Here is a 16,479-nt window from a genome sequence, read left to right as displayed (position 1 = left end):
TGCTCATGCTCATGCTCATGGCTGTGGTCATGGGAATGATGATGGGCATGGCCGCTAGCCTGATGCTCGTGCTCGTGCTCGTGGTGATGGTCATGATGCTGACCATGTTTGTGGGCATCTGGCTGAGCGGTCAGGTCGTCAGGGATCATGCCGTGGTAGTGGTGATGCACGTCCCCCTGATGGTGGTAGTGATGGTGATGATGGATGACCAGAGTGCGGGGTGTGGCCTGCTCTGGTGCGGGAGCATGGGCGTGATGATGACCATGATGGTGGCCGTGATCATGCTGATGCTCATGGTCGTGCTCATGATGATGGTCATGCCCATGTTCATGGGGATGGTCGTGATGATGATCATGTTCGTGTTGATGGTCCTGGCCGGCAACTCGCGCCTGGCCGCATCCGCATACGCTACACATATCAACTTACCTCGATGTCGGTGATGCGCAGGCTATCGCCCTGCGCGACTCGTAACTTGTATCCGCCACACTCCGGGCAGGCCTGACCGCGCTCGGTGAGTGCAACCGTCTTGCTGCAGTCGTAACACCAGCCCTCGGCGGTCTGATGCTGAAAATGCAGGCTTGCGCCTTCGGCGGCCGTGCCCTTGGCGGCGGCCTCGAAACAAAAGGCGATGGTGTCCGGGTCGACGCAGGAGAAGCTGCCGACTTCCAGCCAGATGGCGGTGACCTTGCTAAAGCCGCGCTGGGCGGCCTGCTCGGTCGCCAGATCGATGGCCGCCATGGCCAGAGACATCTCGTGCATGCTGTGAACTCCTTGCTAAGGGGTGGGGAGAGAAAAAGTCCGCTCCCCACTGCGGGTATAAATTCGCTCTGCGAGCCGCCTAGTCGCTCTCTGAAAACCGATCAACAGATCCGGGGCAGCAGCTCCCCTTGTGGCAACTCCAGATAACGGCGGCTGCCCCAGGGGTTGTTGAGGATCACCTTGTGTTTGGCGCTCTCTTTCACCACACCGATCTGGCAGGCACTGGGATTGAACCCTCGCAGCAGCGCCAGCGCCGCTTCGGCTTGCTCAGCGGGTAGGGCCAGCACCATGGTTCCCTCATTGGCGAGATCATAAGGCTCGAAGCCGTAGAGCTCGCACAGGCCGCGCACCGGGTCGCATACAGGGATGGCGGACTCTTCCAGCTCGATGGTAACGGCGGATGCCGTGCTCCATTCGTTGAGCACGGCGGCGAGGCCGCCCCGGGTGGCATCGCGCAGGGCGTGGGGGCGAATGTCTGCCGCAAGCAGCGCCTCCACCTGGGGCCAGAGGGTGGTGCAGTCGCTCTTGAGTGTCGAGCCGAGCTGCAGGGCGTCACGGGCCATCAGGATGCAGGCGCCGTGGCTGCCGATATCCCGCGACACCAGGATAGCGTCACCGGCCTGGAGGTTTCGCACCGAGATGCCCCGGCTCTGTTCGGGCAGGGGGAAGCTGCCGACCCCGCTGGTGTTGATAAACAACTTGTCCGCCGCGCCCCTCGGCACCACCTTGGTGTCGCCGCAGACGATGCGGGCGCCGCTCTTGGTGATCTCCGTCGCCATGGACTCGACGATGCGGACGAGGTCTGAGTAGGGGAAGCCCTCCTCGATGATAAAGCTGCAGCTCAAATACTCAGGCTTTGCCCCCATCATGGCGAGATCGTTGACGGTGCCGGCGATGGCCAGCTTGCCGATGTCACCGCCGGCGAAGAACAGTGGTGAGACGGTGAAGCTGTCGGTGGTGAAGGCGATGGGCCCGGTGACTGGCAGCAGGGCGGCGTCTTCACCGCGCAGCAGGATCTCGTTGCCGAAATGGTGGAAGAACAGCTGGTTGATCAGCTGGTTCATCTCCACACCGCCACCGCCGTGGCTGAGTTGGATCTCTCTCATGTGGCTTGGTTCTCCGCACGGCAGCCGTGGCTAAGTTGAATTTCTCTCATTGCTCCTGGATCCCCATATAGCGGTAGTAGGCGTTGCAGGCCCCCTCGGAGCTCACCATGCAGCTGCCCATGGGCTGGGTCGGGGTGCAGCCCCGGCCGAAGACCTTGCACTGGTTCGGCTTGGCGAGCCCGCGCAGGATATCGGCGCACTGACAGGCCTTGTGATCGTCGATGGGGGTCTGGCTGAGGGCAAAGTGGCGCTCCGCATCCCGGGCGGCGAAGGCGTCTCGCAGGCGCAGGGCGGAGGCGTTGATGTCGCCGAGCCCGCGCCAGCGAAAGTGCTCGCGGGTCTCAAAATACTTATCGACCAGACGCTGGGCGGCCCGGTTGCCGCTGGCGGTCACGGCGCGGCTGTATTGCACCTCGAGCGCGCAGCGCCCCTCCACCTTCTGGCGCACCATCATCAAGAGCGCCTCCATCACGTCCACCGGCTCGAAGCCGCTCACCACCACCGGCACTTGGTAGCGCTGGACTATGGGCAGGTAGATGTCGGCGCCGGTGATGACGCTGACGTGGGAGGGGCCGATAAAGGCGTTGACCTTGGCGACCCCGTCGGCCATCACGGCGTGAATGGCGGGGGGCACCAGCACATGGTTGATATGAAACAGCAGGTTGTTCACTCCCGCGGCGTCTGCGGCTGCCAGCAGCGCCGCCGTCATGGGGGTGGAGGTCTCGAAACCTATGGCGAAGAACACCACTGTCTTATCGGGGTTCTCCTTCGCGATGCGCAGGGCATCGAGGGGGTCATAGACGGGGCGAATGTCGCTACCCTTTGCCCGCTGCTGGGCCAAGGAACCTTTGGAGCCCGGCACCCGTATCATGTCTCCCAGGGTCACCAGGATGACGTTCGGCTTGGCGGCCAGCTCCATGGCCTGATCGATGCGCTCTTTCGGCATGACGCAGACCGGGCAGCCGGGGCCATGGACGAATTCGATGCTGGCCGGCAGCAACTGGGGCAGACCGTACTTCATGATGGTGTGGGTATGGCCGCCGCACACCTCCATCACCCGCAGGGGCTCGGGCAGTTGCTCGGCCAGCTCGCTTATCTGGGCGGCGAGGGCGCGGATCACTTGGGGCTCACGAAAACCCTGAAACAGATCGTTCAGGCTCAGCATGGCAAGATGTCCTGCTTGGGCATCAGGGCCACCATCTGGCGGAAGCTCTCCAGGCTCGCCTGGGCTTCTTCCTCGTCAATCTTGCTCATCACGAAACCGATGTGAAGCAGCACATAGTCCCCCAGCGCCAGCGGATCTTCGAGCAGCATGCAGCTGACCCGCCGCTGCACCCCCAGGGTGTCGACGGTGACGCAGTTATCTTCGGGGTGTAACTGCACCACCTGGGAGGGAATGGAAAGGCACATATGTTCAGGACTCCGACACGGCAGCGCCCGTTGGCGCGGCAAGATAAGAGGTGGCAAGCCAGGGCTGGCGCTTGTCGGTGGGGGCAGGAGAGGGCATTGATTCAGGACTCCGACACGGCGGGCAGGGCGGTCGGCCCCGGCTCCGCAAGATGATGGATGGCAAACCAGAGCTGGCCTGCGGCTATGCCGCCGTCGTTGAGCGGCAGGGTCTGGCTGGTCAATGTTTTGCGTCCCGCCACTTCAAGGCGGGGGACAAGCTGGTCCATCAGCACGCGGTTTTGGAAGACGCCGCCCCCCAGTACTACCGGATAGGTGGGGAAGCGTTCGGCAAGTTGGGCGATAAGCTCAACGATGGCGCGGATAAAGCCGGCGGCCAAGTTCGCCACCGGTACTTCATTGCGCTGCCTGAGCAGTTCGGCAACGAGCGACGCCCAGTCGATCAGCAGGGGGCCGCTCGCTTGCTCGATCAGTTCGAAATGCAGCGGCCAGGGCTTGGCATCCGGGGCGAGTCGCAGGGCCGCCGCTTCCAGCAAGAGCCCCGCTTCCCCTTCGTAATCCGGCTCGTCGACCAGGCCCAAGAGGACGACCACGGCGTCGAACAGTCGACCCATGGAGCTGGTATAAGGAGCATTGCGGCCAAGGCGCCACAGCTGGTGCAGGTTGGCGAGCCGCTCGGCGGGCATTTGGCTTATCACGGGAAGATCGAGGGCGCCTATCTCATCTGACGTGTGGGATTCAAACAGCAGGCCCAGCAGCTGGCGCACCGGCTCACGGATGGCCTGTTCCCCCCCGATCAGCCGAAATGGCTTGAGGTGTGCCACTCGTTCAAACCCCTTCACGTCGGCAATCAGCAGCTCGCCGCCCCAGAGGGTGCCATCATCGCCGAGGCCGATGCCGTCGAAGGCAAAGCCCAATACGGGGCCAGTGATGTCATGCTCGGCCATCACTCCCAGCAGATGGGCGTGGTGATGCTGCACCTCGAGATGGGTCGTCCCCTCTGTGGCGCAATAGGCCTTGGCCCACTGATGGCTGAGATAACCGGGATGGCAGTCGGACACCAGCGTACTGGGCTTGAGATCGTAGAGGGTGCGGAAGGTGTCCAGGGTCTGCTCGAAGTGCTGCTGCATCGGCAGGCTGTGCAGGTCCCCAATATAGGGGCTGTAAATGCGCTGGCGACCGAAGGCCAACGCCAGCTGATTCTTCTGCTGGGCGCCCACCGCCAGCACGGGTTGCCCGATCGCTGTTTTCAGGCTGGGGGTGCAGGGGGCATAACCGCGGGCGAGGCGCAGGGACTGCTGCCTTCCGCCCGCCCACTGCACCAGGCTGTCGTCGCAGGGGTGTAAGATGGGGCGGTTATGATCCAGGATGCCGTCTATCTGTGCCCCAAGTTCAGAAACTACAGCCTCACATTGGATCAGGATGGGGCTGCCACGGGCATTGGCGCTGGTGGCCACCAGCGGCATGGCGCAGGCCTCCAGCAACAGCTGATGCAGCGGGGTGTAGGGCAGCATGACCCCGAGATAGGGGATGCCGGGGGCTATGCCTTCGGCCAGTGGCACCGTGCTGGGCGGCAGCTCGGCCGATGGCCTCTTGCGCAGCAGGGTGATGGGTCTGGGCTGGGAGCCGAGCAGTTGCCACTCGGCCTCGCCGCCCTCCACGTGCAGCCTTGCCTCCTCGAGGGATCCCATCATCACCGCCAGCGGCTTGCGGGCGCGGCGTTTGAGCACGCGCAGCCGCGCCACGGCCTGCTCGCTGCGGGCGTCACACATCAGGTGATAGCCCCCCATCCCCTTGACCGCGATTAGTGCGCCTTCTTGCAGCGCGCGGGCGGCGGCTTGCAGGGCCTGCTCCCGTTTTGCCAGCGCCAGGCCTTCGCCACCGCGCCAGGTCAACTGAGGCCCGCAATCCGGACAGCTCACCGGCTGGGCGTGGTAACGCCTGTCTAGCGGATCCTCGTAGGCGCGAGCGCAGTTCGGGCACATGGCGAAACCCGCCATGGCGGTGTGGGGCCTGTCGTAGGGGAGGCGGCGGATGATGCTGTAGCGCGGGCCGCAATGGGTGCAGTTGGTGAAGGGATAGCGGTGGTGGCGATCCGCCGAGTTGGCGATGTCCCGGGCGCAGGCCTTGCACATGCCCTGATCCGGTGAGATGGCGACCGTGGCCGCGCTCTGCTGCTGGCTGGCCCTGATATGAAAGGTGCCATCGAAGTCGGGGTCGTCATCAAGGGGGAGCGCCCGTTCACTGAAGCTGTCGATGCGGCTGAGCGGTGGAGCCAGTTCCCGTAGCTCGTGGGCAAAATCTGCCAACTGGGCCGGGCTGCCTTGCACCCCTATGGTGACGCCGTTGGCATCGTTGAGCACATAGCCGGTGAGGCGATGGGAGAGCGCCAGCCCATAGACGAAGGGGCGAAAGCCGACTCCCTGTACTATGCCGTTGAGCCGAAACTCGCGGCGCAGTTGGACAGGCTCAGAGCTGGTTGGGGATGAGTGAGTCATTGGGGTCGTCTTCGCTGTCATACCACCTCGCCCTCTGCGAACGGCTTGTCTGCCAGCTGCGCACAAGGGGGCAGGCGCAGCACCCGCCGATCGTTCTCTTCCCGCCTGAGCCAGCCATCCATTTCCATGCGCAGACAGAACGGAATGGCGTATTTGCGCGATAGTCCGGTGATCTCTTTGAACTTGCCCATGTCGATCAGATCCCCCACCTGCTGGCCTGCCAGCACGGCCCGTACCATATGGTCATAGAGTTCGGCATCGTAGTAGATGGGCCCTTCCAGCTGTACCAGATAGGTGAGCCGCGCCAGGTTGCGAAGCTGCTTTTGCAGCGCGCCTTTTGGCCGCAGCCCCTGAGGCAGGGTGAGCTGGAGCACTGGGTCTATCGCTACGCCGCCGGGGCCCAGTTTACCGGGCTCATACCCCTCCTTGCCTTGATCTCGCACCAGTTTGAGCACCAGCCGCGCCTCTTCCCCGAGCTCATCTTCCGACTCGTCACTGCCCGGCTGCCACTTCTCGTGGTGCAGGCGGATCTGCTGCTCCTCCTTGAGTCGCTGCAACAACTGCTGCACGACCGGCAGGACGATGTGCAGCCTGGTGGCGAGTTCGGTGGCGCTCATCGGCTGCTGTGCCAGGATGGTCAGCAGCGCGGTGCGGGTATCTGCGAGCCAAGCGTGGCTCAGGATCCAGTCCCCATCCTGCACCGTGGCCGGAGGCGGCTCGATAAAGTGGCTGTCGAGGGCATAGCCATCGAGCCCCAGCTGCAGGGTGGCGGGGTTGAGGCCGGCGAGATCCCACGGCAGCTCGCACAGCAGGGCGTGCAGCGCCTTGCGTTTGGCGGGATGGATGTCGCCGCACCAGAGGATGCGGGCGCCGTGCAACAGCTCGCTGCTGCCGTGGCGGATGATGGCGAGCGGCTGGCCGAAGAAGCAGGGGATGGGGCTGGCAAAGATCAATCTGGCCAGCCGGGTCTCCTTGATGGGCATCTCTTTTATAGATGCCTCTTTAATCGGCACCTCTTTGATAGGTACAAAGCGGGCCCGGCCGTGCCAGCTGCCGAGCGCCACCTCCACTTCCTGGTTGCGAAGACTTGGAGCGGCTTGGTTGTTCAGAGTTGGATTGGCGAGCTCCAGCCGCACTATCAGGTGGCTGACCGCCTGACAATCTCCGGCGGCGCTGGCGAGGCAGTGACCGCGGGCCACCTCCTTGTGGGGCACCTTTTTAAGCCCCACCGCCACCCGGCAGACGGCGCCAATCTCATCGACGGCTCTGTGATAGGCCTGCAGGGAGCGTATCTGCACCTCCCTGTTGGCGGGATAGAGCCGCAGCTTGTCTCCCACCTTGAGGCTGCCCCGTTGCAGGGTGCCGGTGAGCACGGTACCTGTGCCGCTGGCGGTGAAGACCCTGTCCACATAGAGGCGGGGGGCCTGCTGCTCGCGGGCGGCTTGCTCGTCTGCCACATCCGCCAGCTGGTGGACGATGGCAGTGTGCAGCGCGTCTATGTTCTCGCCCGTCTTGGCGCTGACGCAGACGATGTCCGGCACCATGCCGCTCTCGTCCATCACCCGCTCCAGCAAGGCTTCTTCCAGTAGCGCCAGATCTTCTTTGTTTACCAAGTCGCACTTGTTGATGCAGACCAGCAGGCGCGGCACCCCCATGGCTTTGAGCAGGCGCAGGTGATCGCCGGTCATGGGCATCCAGCCCTCGTCGGCGGCGATCACCAAGAGCACCAGATCCAGGCTCCGGAGCCCCGCCACCATGTTGCGCACATAGCGCTCGTGGCCGGGCACGTCTATCACCCCTATGGTATTGCCCTGGCCGTCGTCGAAGTGGGCGAAGCCGAGATCCTGGGTCATGCCGATGGCCTGTTCGTGGGCGCGGGCGGTGATGATGCCGGTGAGGGCCTGGATCAGCAGGGTCTTGCCATGATCCACGTGGCCGGCGAGGCCGATGACGGTGCGATAGGAGCTCATGGGATCAGACCGCCTCCCTCGAGAGGTTCAGGGGATGGCCAACCTGGGGTATTTCTGCAGTATTTTCTATGTCTTTTACTGGTTTTAATAGCATGTATAACTGTGAAATCAGCACATCCATATCCTCCTCCAGCAAGGAAGCCATGTTGAGCAGCACCTGCTGCTGACGGACCGTCGCTATCACCGGCACCGGCAATTCCCGCAAGGCATCGAGCAACTGCTGGGCGGGGCGCGGGTCCAGGCAGGCCAGCGCCGGGGCAGGGTAGAACTCGTCCGGCAGGGTGCCGCCACCCACTACCAGCTGGGCGGGCACTTGGGCGAAGCAGCCGGGCAGGGCGTGCATCAGTCGCTCGGCCCTCCCTTGCATGGCGGCGGGATCGGAGATAGTGCGCTGGGCGATCCCTTCCCCTGTGGGGGACTTGTTGAGCTTGTGAATGAGCAGGCGTTCCAGCAAGGAGTAGACGATGCGGCTCGGGCGGAAGGTGCGCATCATGGGGTGTTTTTCGAGCCGCTTGATGAGGTCGCTGCGGCCGCCGATGATGCCGCACTGGGGTCCTCCCAGCAGCTTGTCGCCGGAGTAGCAGACCAGATCCGCCCCTGCCTTGAGGTACTGGCGCACCGAGGTTTCGTCCGGGGCAAACCCCTCTGTGGTGAGGCCTGAGCCCTGATCCACCGCCAGTACTATGTGATCCGGCAGGACGCGGGCGACCTCGCCGATGTCCGGGGATTCGGTGAAGCCGCGAATGGCGAAATTCGATCTGTGCACCATCAGCACCAGGGCGGTCTGATCGGTGATGGCATCGAGGTAATCCTTGGCCGTGGTGATGTTGGTGGTGCCCACCTCCACCAGGGTGGCGCCGGAGAGCGCCAGAATGTCCGGGATGCGAAAGCCGCCGCCAATCTGAATCTGCTCGCCGCGCGAAACGATCACCTCGCGCCCCTTGGCAATCTCTTGCAACAGCAGAAAGAGGGAGGCGGCGTTGTTGTTCACCACCAGCGAGTCTTCGGCCTGGGTCAGGCTGGCGAGCAGGGGGGCAATCAGCCCCTTGCGGCCGCCGCGCTTGCCGGTGGCGAGATCCAGTTCCAAGTTGTTGTAACCGGTGTTGAGCTCGCGTACCTCGTCCCACAGCTCGGCATTGAGCGGTGAGCGCCCCAAATTGGTATGAACGAGGGTGCCGGTGGCGTTGATAAGCCGGGTCTGACGTTGGCGCACCCACTGCTGACAGCGGGTAACTATCTGCGCCTCCAGGTAGGTTTGGTCTATGCCCGTAGTGCGAAAGCCTTCGCTTTGGCGCAGCTCGCTCAAGGTCTCGCGTACCACCTGGGTCACCAGGGGGCGACTCAAGTCGGCGATATAGGGCGCGAGAAAGGCTTGCTGCAGCAACTGTTCCACCTGGGGCAGGCGAAAATTGGGCTGAGTTGGCTGGTGGTCGGTGGCTGATGCGTGAGACTGGTTCGGCATGATGTTACCCGGACTGTGCTGGCGGATGCACACCGACTGGCCGATAAGATGACGACAATGGTTGGATATTCAGGCGCAAGGAAACAGCATCATCATTTAATAATTCGCAGATGCGATTGAATTAATCACAAGGCCAGGATAACCATCTGTCTATTTATATTGGCAAGCGGTATGAAGGCGTTCTATCCAATATAGAAAAGTGGCGGAAGAGGCAGGAATCGAACCTGCCAAAGCCTTCTCGGCTCACGTCGGTTTTGAAGACCGGGAGGGCCACCAGACCCCATCAACTTCCACTAAGGTCGCCATTTTGTGGCACTTTTTTGTGACTGGCAACGCTTTTTTGGCCATAAAACCCCGTTATTTAGCCATTTTGTCACGTATCTCCACAAGCGTTGTTTTATATCAAAAATGGCGCAGTTAGCCCGAAGTTTTTATTGTCACAACGGGCCAATCTGAAATGTAGTGAGAATTGTTTTTGATAGTGCGCAGGATATTTATCTCGCGCTATTTACATTATTCCACTGGGCGAATCGCTCTATTAATAGATCTGTATCCTGGGCCGCCGCCAGATGCTGGTGCAGATAATCCATGGCGCCGCTCACCATCTCCGTCATGGGGAAGGAAAACGCCACTATGGCCGGCTGCACCCCGACGAAGAGCACCTCGGGTACGAAGGTTTTCAGCTCGTCGATGAGGAAATTGAGCGGCATGTTGTGGGTCGAGAAGATAAACATGTCGGCGATGGTCTCGGGCGGGATCACCTGGAGCGTTCCCGCCTTCTCGCCGATCTCGGCGGCGTCCACCAGCAGTACCCGATCCGGTTGCAGCTCCCGAATCTTGTACACCATATTCTCCGGCGCTATACCGCCGTCGATGTGCAGCCAGCCGGGCAGGGGGCTTTCCTGCAACTTTTCCGCGAGATAAGGGCCGGCACCGTCGTCCCCCATCATGGCATTGCCCACGGTCAACACGAGATTGCGGCTCATTAGCGGCTCCTTATCATCAGGTACATATGGGGGTCGTTATACAGCGCGGTGAGCTGCTCCATGAAGGTGTCGGTCCAGCCCAGCTCTGACTCGCTGAGCACACCCTCGGCCTTGCGCAGCCGGTCTAAGGCGCAGGCCAGCATGTGGCAGTGCTCCCGATAGACGGTGATCTCGCCGAAGGTGAGAAAGCCTTCCATCTTGCGACGCGCCTCGCTGCCTGCCGGCAGCTTGCCGACCCAGTCCCGATAGCCTGCCAAGGGGCAGACCAGATCCGCGCTCAGGCAATCGACGATGCCGAGGTGGTGGCCGATGGCGAGGCTGTAGTACATCACCTCTTTGGCCTCCTCGGGCACGTCAAACTGCTCGTCCACGAACTTGCGGGAGAGGCGATAGAAGAAGACCTGGTCAGCCATGGGTGACCTCTTTCTTGCCCGAGCCCCGGTTGAGGCAGGCGTTGGCCAGGTTGTTGACGATCTCCGACAGGCGCGGATCGTCGTGCTGCTGCAGATAACTTTGGATACGCAAGTCCACGTCCTGCTGGGTCGCCCCTTCCAGCAGCGCCATAAACTCGTCGGCGATGATGCGGCCCTGTCGGTAGCCCGCCATGCGGCGCGCCTCGCGCTCGATCATCACCCGGATCTCGTGCGGGATGCCGGTGTGGCGCAGCTCGACCCGCGCGCCCGCCGCCACTTCGTGGCTGGTGGCTTTCAGTTTCTGCTCAAGCAGACCCAGGGCCACCGCGAAGCCGTAGATGGTCGCCGCCGGGGTAGGAGGGCAGCCGGGGATATAGACATCCACCGGCACTATCTTGTCGGTGCCGCCCCAGACGCAGTAGAGATCGTGGAAGATGCCGCCGTCACAGCCGCAGGCGCCGTAGGCGATGCAGATCTTGGGATCCGGGGCCGCCTCGTAGGCGCGCAGGGCCGGCACCCGCATGGCCCGAGTCACGGCGCCGGTGAACAGCAGGATGTCGGCGTGGCGCGGGGAGGCGACCACCTTGATGCCGAAGCGCTCGGCGTCAAACACCGGGGTGATAGTGGCGAAGATCTCGATCTCGCAGGCGTTGCAGCCGCCGCAATCCACCCGATAGACATAGGCCGAGCGGCGAATGTCTTTGAGCAGTGTCTTTTTGAGGCGCGTTATCTCGGGATCCTGTGCCAGGGGCACGGCGCGGCTATGGGCATCGCCAATAATGGGTTCTATGCCTTTGATTTGGCTCATCAGATCCACTCCTGTTGGGCTGTTGACCGGACGGGCTGGTGCAACATGCTCTGTTTGCGTTTGCAGTCGGAGCAGTGGTGTAACCGCTCCGGGTGAGCCAGCGGCTTGGCCGCCTGCGCCAGGGTGTCTTCCACCAGGGCCACCAGTCTGGCGGGGGCGAAGTAGCTGCCGCACAGCTCGCAGGGGGCCAGGGGGAAGCGGGCCTCCTCGTAGAGATCGGCCTTGTTGGTCACCGCCAGTTCGAAGTTCGGGGAGAGCGAAATGGCGTGGGTCGGGCACACCTCCTCGCAGCGGCCGCAGAAGATGCAGCGCGCCATGGAGAGCTCCCAGCGCCGCTCGCCGCTTTCCATGTCGGTCTCCATAATGAGGGCGTTGGCCGGGCAGGCCTTGGTGCAGGCGGCGCAGGCGATGCACTGGCTAGCCTGGTATTCCGGTTTGCCACGAAAGTCCCGGTTCACCTCGAAGGGGGCGAAGGGGTACCTGGCCGCCGGCGTGCCGGCCTTAAGGATGGTCTTGAACAGCTTGATCATGATGGCCCCTTATTTGAGCGGAGAGTGCTTGCGGTCGATGCCGTAGCGCTCGATCTCCTTGTAGGAGACCACGGTGGATTTGCCCTTCTTGGGGTCGACCAGGGTGACCCGGTCGGTGCAGGAGTAGCAGGGATCCAGGCTGCCGATGATGAGCGGCGCATCCGCCACCGTATTGCCCCGCAGCATGTAGCGCAGGGCGGGCCAGTTGGCGTAGGTGGCGGCGCGGCAGCGCCAGCGAAACAGCTTCTGGTTGTCCCCGGTCATGCTCCAGTGCACGTTCTCGCCGCGGGGCGCCTCGGTGAAGCCCAGCGCAAACTTGCCCGGCTGGTAGGTGAAGCCTTCGGTGAGCAAGGGGCCTTCTGGCAGGTGATTGAGACCAAATTCAATCATGTCGAGGGAGTCGTAGAGCTCGTGAATGCGCACCAGCACCCGGGATTGCACGTCGCAGCCCGCTAGCGTCTGGATCTCCATGGGGAGCTCGCGGTAGGCGGCGAAGTCGTGTACCCGGCGCACGTCGCGCTTGAAGCCGCTCGCCCGCACCATGGGGCCGACGCAGCTGAAGTCCCGCGCCACCTGCGGATCCAGCCGACCAATCCCCACCAGACGGGAGGAGATGTTGGCGGTATCGAGCAGCATGGCCACCAGGGGCTTGAGCTCATCGCGGAGCTCCCGCACCAGCTGGGCGCCCTTGATGCGATCTTCCTTGAAGATGTCCCGGCGTACCCCGCCGATGAGGTTGAGGCCATAGGTCTTGCGGGCGCCGGTGAGCAGCTCGGCCAGGGTCATGGATTTCTCCCGCACCCGGAAGAACTGCATAAAACCGGTGTCGAAACCGGTGAAGTGGCTCGACAGGCCGATGTTGAGAATGTGGCTGTGTAGGCGCTCCACCTCCAGCAGCACGGCGCGGATCATCTTGGCCCGCTCCGGCACCTGGATGCCCATGGCGTTCTCCACCGAGGTGGTGTAGGCGACGCTGTGGGTGAAGCCGCAGATGCCGCACACCCGATCGGTGAGGAAGGCCACCTCGTTGTAACCCATGCGGGTCTCGGCCAGCTTCTCCATGCCGCGGTGGACATAGAACAGCCGGTAGTCGGCATCAATGATGTCTTCCCCATCCACAAACAACCGGAAGTGGCCCGGCTCGTCCGAGGTGATGTGCAGCGGGCCGACCGGCACGATGCGATTGGCATCGCTCCCGAGCTCGTTGACGAAGGGATAGGTCTCGGTCTCGGTGGTGGGAGAGGGACGCTGGCGATAATCCATGGCGTCCTTGCGAAGGGGGTGAAGGTCCTCGGGCCAGTCATCCGGCAGTACCAGCCGGCGCTCGTCCGGCAGGCCGACCGCACGCAGGCCGTACATGTCGCGGATCTCCCGCTCCCCCCACACCGCCGCCGGAATGGTGGGGGTGATGGAGGGATACTCCTGCTCGATGGCGTTGACCAGCACCTTGACGGTGATCCAGCTCTTGGTCTCGGCCTCCATGGAGAAGACGTGGTAGACGGCGAAGTGGCCGTTGAGGCTGCGCTCGTCGTTGGCAAAGGAGACCGACAGCCAGCCGCCGAGCTTGTGGAACAAGATGCTGGTGAGGGCAATCAAGTCGGTGGGTTTGACGGTCAGGGTGGCCTGATCGGCGGTCTGCCACTGCTCGTCCGTGATGGCGTGGGGCAGTTGCTGTCGCAGTTGCTGGATGTAGTCGCAGCCGATGCGATCTGAGATGGCGATGGTCATGCAGTTATCTCGTTAAAATCGGGAAAAATGAAATCGGAAACAGCGGGGGCCAAGGCGGACATGGCTTATACCCCGACCAGATAGGCGAGCAGGGCCAAGAGGGCGAGCCCCAGGCCATAGCGGGTCAGCCTGTGGGTGCGCACGAACTGGGTGCGGGCCATGGCGTTTTCGATGAGGCCCGCGAGCGCAAAGGCCACCAGCAGCTTGCAGGCGAGGATAAGCGCGGCCATGGCCAGCGCCGGCAGACTCCAGTCCGCCGCCTTGCCAAAGGGCAGGAAGATGACCAAGAAGAGTTGCACCACCACCAGTTGCTTGAGGCCGATGCCGAGCTTGAACAGGGCGAGACCGGCACCGGAATATTCGGTCAGCGGCCCCTCCTGCAGCTCCTGCTCGGCTTCGGCGCAGTCGAAGGGCAGCTTGCCCATCTCCACGAAGACCGCGAAGGCGCAGGCGGCCCCCGCCAGCAGGGTGGCGACGGGGGCGGCCAGCGGCTGGGTGGCCACATAGGTGCTGATGTTGCCGAGATCCGAGCTGCCCACCATCATCGCCATGATGAAGCAGGCCAGCACCAGGATGGGCTCGACCAGGATGCCGAGGGTCAGTTCGCGGCGGGCACCGATCCCTGCAAACATGCTGCCGCTGTCGAGCCCGGTGAGGGCGAAGAAGAAGCGGAAGATGGCGAACAGATAGATGTCGGTGATGAGATCCCCGGCGATGGGGAAGGGGGACTCGTGGGTCAGGGTCGGCAGTGCCATGGCCACCAGCAGCAGGGTGGCGATGAGCAGGGCCGGGGTCAGGTTGAAGATGATGCCGGCAGGCTCCGGGGTGACTTCCTGACGGCGCAGCAGTTTGCCGATATCCCGGTAATCCTGCAGCAGTCCCGGCCCCTGGCGCGAGTGCATCTTGGCCCGCAATACACGGTTAAAACCGGTGGCGAGCGGGGCCAGCGCCAGCATGGCGAGGGCCTGGGTGAGGGCGAGGGCGACCATGCCCCAGCTTGGCATTTCGAGAGCGGGCATCATTGAACTCCTACTGCCATCAGGATAAAGAGCGCCAGCACCAGGCCATGAAGCAGCCAGCCAGCGGCGGAGGGCGACTCACTCACCCCGTGCAGCGAACTGGCCAGATCGAGGCGCGATTGCTTGCGATAGAGGGGCGCGCACAGCTGGCGCAGGGTATGGGTAACAGCGCCGGAAGTGAGGCTCATGCGCTCCTCATAGGCGTAGCCACAGGCCCAGGGCGTACCGGCGTGGCGGCGACCGAGCTTGGGACCCTTGAACAGCGCCAGGATCAGCAGCGGAATGAGGAAGAGGCCAATTAAAGTGATGGCAATCACCGGTGGGGAGAGCACGGCCTGGCTGCTATCGAGCGGCAGCAGGGTCGCGCCGGTTGCCACCGTCATCTGGTTGGCAACCAGTGCCTGACCGTAGCCGTTGACCAGGGGGGTAATCCAGGGGGCGCCCAGACCCAGCACCAGACAGACGGCGGCTAGCAGCAGGGTGCCCGCCACCATGGCGCCCGGCACTTCGCGGGCCTGGCTCGCCTTCTCGCTGCGCGGGGCGCCGCAGAAGCAGATGCCGTAGACCTTGACGAAGCACATCACCGCCATGGCACCGGTCACCGCCAGCATCACCACGGCGAGCGGCGCGACTATGGAGGTGCCGAGCTTGGTCATGCTGAGCAGGGCCTGATAGATAAACCATTCGCTCACGAAGCCGTTGAGCGGTGGCAGGGCCGAGATGGCCATGGCACCGATGAGAAACGCCAGCGCCGTCCAGGGCATCAGCTTGGCGAGGCCCCCCATCTTGTCCATGTCGCGGGTATGCAGGCGGAACATGACGGAGCCCGTGCCCATAAACAGCAGGCTCTTGAAGATGGCGTGGTTGAGCAGGTGATAGAGGGCCCCGAGCAGCCCCAGCGCCACCAGGGTGGGTTGCTGGTTGGCGAGGCCAATCATGCCGATCCCCATCCCCATCAGGATGATGCCGATGTTCTCCACCGTGTGGTAGGCGAGCAGCCGCTTGAGGTCATGTTCGGCCAGGGCAAACAGCACCCCGAGCACAGCCGAGCAGGCGCCGAAGATCAGCACCATGTAGCCCCACCAGAGCTGGCTGGCGCCGAGAAAATCGATGGCGACCCGCAGAATGCCAAACAAGCCCAGTTTGACCATGACGCCGGACATCAGCGCCGAGATATGGGAGGGGGCGACGGGCTCGGCCACCGGCAGCCAGCCGTGCAGGGGCACGAAACCGGCGCGCAGGCCAAAGCCGCAGAAGCTCAGCAGGAACACCAGGGAGGCGAGGGTGCCGGCCAGGTGCTGTTCACGCAGGGCGCTGAACTCCAGACTGCCGCTCTCACGGCAGAGCAGCCAGAAGGCGATGAGCACCAGCGCCATGCCGATATGGTTCATCACCAAATACAGCCGACTTTGTTTGGCGGCCTCCGGGTTGCGTTTGACCAGCCAGTAGCTGGTGAGGGTCACCAGCTCGTAGCAGAGCAAGAAGCCCAGCGCGTTGTCGGCGAGCACCATGCCCACCATGGCGAACAGGAAGAGGTTCATCAGCACGCCGATGGAAACATCCCCCTTGCCCTGATACTCCGTGATATAGGCAAAGGAGTAGAGAGACACGGCTGATCCAACGAGCGTGATCACCAACAGCATCAGGGCGGCCAGCATATCGAGGTGCACCGAACCCAGCAGCCAGAGCTGGCCGTCAATCGGTGCCCCCGAGGCGAGGGCCTCCACGGCAACTACCACACCGGCCAGGGAGCCCAGCAGGGCCAGGCCGCTGTTGAGGCGGTTGGCGAGGGA

Annotated in this window: 15 protein-coding genes and 1 tRNA gene; 1 reads left to right on the top strand and 15 read right to left on the bottom strand. The window is 63.2% G+C overall.

Features of this window, described 5'->3' with window-relative positions; all coding sequences use genetic code 11:
• The coding region (locus BN1137_RS22120) for a hypothetical protein (RefSeq protein ID WP_198150677.1) at positions 1-440 on the top strand (440 nt) is incomplete at its 5' end.
• On the opposite strand, the gene hypA is transcribed toward BN1137_RS22120, so the two are convergent.
• The 15 genes from hypA to hyfB all read right to left on the bottom strand — a co-directional run.
• Positions 418-759, bottom strand: coding sequence for a hydrogenase maturation nickel metallochaperone HypA (hypA, locus tag BN1137_RS18970; RefSeq protein WP_050720085.1), 342 nt, complete (start codon positions 757-759; stop codon positions 418-420). The two genes, BN1137_RS22120 and hypA, sit on opposite strands and share 23 nt — an antisense overlap.
• Positions 760-860: 101 nt before the next feature.
• Positions 861-1,865, bottom strand: coding sequence for a hydrogenase expression/formation protein HypE (gene hypE, locus BN1137_RS18965; protein ID WP_050720084.1), 1,005 nt, complete (start codon positions 1,863-1,865; stop codon positions 861-863).
• A 46-nt stretch (positions 1,866-1,911) separates the two neighbouring features.
• A complete protein-coding gene (gene hypD, locus BN1137_RS18960; RefSeq protein ID WP_050720083.1) occupies positions 1,912-3,030 on the bottom strand; it encodes a hydrogenase formation protein HypD in 1,119 nt (372 codons plus the stop codon).
• Positions 3,024-3,275, bottom strand: coding sequence for a HypC/HybG/HupF family hydrogenase formation chaperone (locus tag BN1137_RS18955; protein WP_033130236.1), 252 nt, complete (start codon positions 3,273-3,275; stop codon positions 3,024-3,026). Before BN1137_RS18955 ends, hypD begins: the two co-directional genes overlap by 7 nt.
• A gap of 101 nt (positions 3,276-3,376) precedes the next feature.
• Positions 3,377-5,770: a carbamoyltransferase HypF gene (gene hypF / locus BN1137_RS18950; protein WP_232306970.1), complete on the bottom strand. Its 2,394-nt coding sequence runs from the start codon at positions 5,768-5,770 to the stop codon at positions 3,377-3,379.
• A gap of 17 nt (positions 5,771-5,787) precedes the next feature.
• Positions 5,788-7,740, bottom strand: coding sequence for a selenocysteine-specific translation elongation factor (gene selB, locus BN1137_RS18945; RefSeq protein WP_050720081.1), 1,953 nt, complete (start codon positions 7,738-7,740; stop codon positions 5,788-5,790).
• 4 nt (positions 7,741-7,744) lie between these two features.
• Entirely contained in the window at positions 7,745-9,202 is a 1,458-nt protein-coding gene (gene selA / locus BN1137_RS18940; RefSeq protein ID WP_050720080.1) for an L-seryl-tRNA(Sec) selenium transferase, read from the bottom strand.
• A gap of 200 nt (positions 9,203-9,402) precedes the next feature.
• Positions 9,403-9,494 (bottom strand) — tRNA-Sec (locus BN1137_RS22610).
• A 202-nt stretch (positions 9,495-9,696) separates the two neighbouring features.
• Positions 9,697-10,188: a hydrogenase maturation peptidase HycI gene (gene hycI, locus BN1137_RS18935; protein ID WP_050720079.1), complete on the bottom strand. Its 492-nt coding sequence runs from the start codon at positions 10,186-10,188 to the stop codon at positions 9,697-9,699.
• On the bottom strand, positions 10,188-10,601 hold the full coding sequence (locus tag BN1137_RS18930) for a formate hydrogenlyase maturation HycH family protein (protein ID WP_050720078.1): 414 nt from the start codon (positions 10,599-10,601) through the stop codon (positions 10,188-10,190). The genes hycI and BN1137_RS18930 overlap by 1 nt, the downstream gene beginning before the upstream one ends.
• On the bottom strand, positions 10,594-11,409 hold the full coding sequence (locus BN1137_RS18925; RefSeq protein WP_050720077.1) for an NADH-quinone oxidoreductase subunit B family protein: 816 nt from the start codon (positions 11,407-11,409) through the stop codon (positions 10,594-10,596). The genes BN1137_RS18930 and BN1137_RS18925 overlap by 8 nt, the downstream gene beginning before the upstream one ends.
• A complete protein-coding gene (locus BN1137_RS18920) occupies positions 11,409-11,939 on the bottom strand; it encodes a formate hydrogenlyase complex iron-sulfur subunit (protein ID WP_050720076.1) in 531 nt (176 codons plus the stop codon). The genes BN1137_RS18925 and BN1137_RS18920 overlap by 1 nt, the downstream gene beginning before the upstream one ends.
• A gap of 9 nt (positions 11,940-11,948) precedes the next feature.
• Positions 11,949-13,667 (bottom strand): hydrogenase large subunit, encoded by a 1,719-nt coding sequence (locus BN1137_RS18915; RefSeq protein WP_050720075.1) that lies wholly within the window; start codon positions 13,665-13,667, stop codon positions 11,949-11,951.
• Between the two features lie 65 nt (positions 13,668-13,732).
• Positions 13,733-14,686, bottom strand: coding sequence for a respiratory chain complex I subunit 1 family protein (locus tag BN1137_RS18910; RefSeq protein WP_050720074.1), 954 nt, complete (start codon positions 14,684-14,686; stop codon positions 13,733-13,735).
• On the bottom strand, positions 14,686-16,479 hold a 1,794-nt coding region (gene hyfB / locus BN1137_RS18905; RefSeq protein WP_050720073.1), incomplete at its 5' end, for a hydrogenase 4 subunit B. The genes hyfB and BN1137_RS18910, both read right to left, overlap by 1 nt.

Source organism: Aeromonas tecta (genome assembly GCF_000820185.1).
GTDB classification, from domain to species: domain Bacteria; phylum Pseudomonadota; class Gammaproteobacteria; order Enterobacterales; family Aeromonadaceae; genus Aeromonas; species Aeromonas tecta.
This window is presented reverse-complemented; position numbering and strand designations above follow the sequence as displayed.